Genomic DNA, 2,443 nt, shown 5'->3' with positions numbered 1-2,443 from the left:
GAAATCCCATCCCCACCCGTCACCACCAACCGCCACAAATCCTCAGCCGACCGCACACCACCCGGAAAACGACACCCCACACCCACAATCGCAATCAGGTCGTCGTTTGCGGATGCGGTGCGGGGCGGTTCGGCGACTGGTTTGGGGTGCGTGCCGAGGACTTGGGTGCGTAGGTGGGTGGCGAGGGCGGTCGGTGTGGGGTAGTCGAATACGAGGGTCGCCGGTAGCCGCAACCCGGTGGCCGTGCCGAGCCGGTTACGAAACTCGACCGCGGTCAGCGAGTCGAAGCCGAGGTCCTTGAACGCCTGGGTGACGTCGACGCCGTCCGCGCTGCTGTGACCGAGTACGGTCGCCACCTGACTGCGGACCAGTTCAAGCAGGGTCCGCTGCTGATCCTGCTCGGGTAGTCCTGTCAGCCGCCGTACCAGAGCCGAGGCGTCCGCTGCCGACGCAGCCTGCGGCCGCGACGGCGCCCGCGCGAGTCCCCGCAACATCGCCGGAATAGTGCCGGCCTCCGCCTGTGCTTGCAGCCGGCCGGTGTCCCACCGGGCCGCGACCAGCAAGGGCTCACCGGTGCCCACCGCAGCGTCAAACAGGGCTAGGGCCTGCTCGGTGGACATCGCCGTCACACCGGACCGGGACACCCGCGCGAGATCGCTTTGCTGCAGGTGGGCGGTCATCCCGCTGGCCTGCTCCCACAAGCCCCAGGCGATCGACGTGCCGGGAAGCCCTTGTGCTTGACGTTGCATGGCCACGGCATCTAAGAACGCGTTCGCCGCCGCGTAGTTGCCCTGCCCTGGGCCACCCAAGATTCCAGCAGCCGAGGAGAACAGTACGAACAGTCGTAGATCAATATTCCGCGTCAACTCGTGCAGGTTGACCGCCGCGTCAACCTTCGGGCGTAACACCGTTTCCAACTGCTGACGCGTCATCGACTCGACCACACCATCGGCCAGGACACCGGCCGCGTGCACCACAGCGGTCAGCGGATGTTGCGTGGGTATCGTCGATAGCAGTTGTGCGAGAGCGTTATGGTCGGCCACATCGCACGCGATCACCGACACCTCCGCACCCAACTCGCTCAGCTCGGCAACTAAGGCGGGTGATCCGTTTGCCTGCATACCGCGGCGACTCGTCAAGATCAAGCGCCGCACCCCGTACTTGGTGACCAAGTGCCGCGCTACCAATCCACCCAGTTGGCCGGTCCCACCCGTGACCAACACGGTTCCGGTGGGATGGAGCACGAGGGTTTCGGTGTCGGGTACGTCACGTATTGGGGCGAGTCGGGGGGTGCGTATCTGGCCTTGTCGAATGGCGACCTGTGGTTGGTTGGAGGCCAGCACCGCCGGGAGGGCGCGCACGGAGGAGTCGAGGCCATCGACGTCAAGGTCAACCAGCACGATCCGGTTGGGGTGCTCCGTTTGTGCCGAGCGGATGAGGCCCCACGCGCTGGCGCCGACAAGGTCGCTGATTGGCTCGTTCGCGCTGGTGGAGACGGCTTCGTGGGTCAGTACGGTCAGGCGTGATGAGGCCCACCGGTCCTCCGCCAGCCAGGCCTGGATCGTCGCTAGCGTTTGTGCCACACCGTGGTGGACGGCCTGAGTCACCGAAGCGGTGTTGTGGGTGAGACCGGGATGATCGGTCGCGGCGAGCAGCAAAAGGTCCGGTAAGGGCGCCCCATTGTCGACCGCCGTGTTCGTCGCGGCGAGGTCCGCATAGCTGTCTACCGCCATGTCGGCTGCGATCAACGCGGATGCGACCCGCATTGGGTCTTCTCCGAGCACCGCCCACCGTCCGGTAGTGGCGGTGCTGGTGCCCGGCACGGTGGTCCATTCAAGAGCGAGTAAAGGGCCATTCGCGCTTCCGCGCTTGCGCTCGAGCTGCTGCGCTGAGGCCGGTCGCATCGCTAGTGAGTCGGCCTTGAGGACTAGCCGGCCAGCCCCGTCGACGATGGTGACGGCGACCGTGTCGGTGCCGGTGGGTGATAGCTGTACCCGCACCGATGTTGCGCGCGAGGCCAGCAGCGACACGCCCGTCCAGGCGAAGGGCAGCCAGAGCTGATCGCTACCGAAGATGCCGGGTAGTCCCAGCGGGTGTGTCGCGGCGTCCAGGAGGGCCGGGTGAATCCCGAACTGGCCCGCATGGTCCCGCTCCGGTTCTGGTAGGACGACCTCGGCGAAGATCTCATCCCCACGTCGCCACGCGGCGCGTAGCCCCTGGAATGTCGGCCCGTATCCGTAGCCCGCCTGGGCTACGGCCTCGTAGTGTCCGCTTAAGTCAACGATGCTGGCATCGACAGGCGGCCATGCCTCTATGCCCGACGCGTCGGGCAGTGTGCCGGCGTTTGTATTGGTGGTGGTGAGTGTTCCGGTGGCGTGTTGTGTCCAGTCTTCCGTGTCATCAGGGTGGGAATGAATGCTGACCGGCCGGCGACCAGCCTGAT

Annotated in this window: 1 protein-coding gene; it reads right to left on the bottom strand. The window is 66.1% G+C overall.

Translation table 11 applies throughout. The features are described 5' to 3' along the window. A partial coding sequence (locus tag AB0A90_RS34725; protein ID WP_357256209.1) for an SDR family NAD(P)-dependent oxidoreductase occupies positions 1-2,443 on the bottom strand: 2,443 nt, incomplete at both ends.

This window comes from Micromonospora sp. NPDC049204, from assembly GCF_040647935.1.
Lineage (GTDB): Bacteria > Actinomycetota > Actinomycetes > Mycobacteriales > Micromonosporaceae > Micromonospora.
This window is presented reverse-complemented; position numbering and strand designations above follow the sequence as displayed.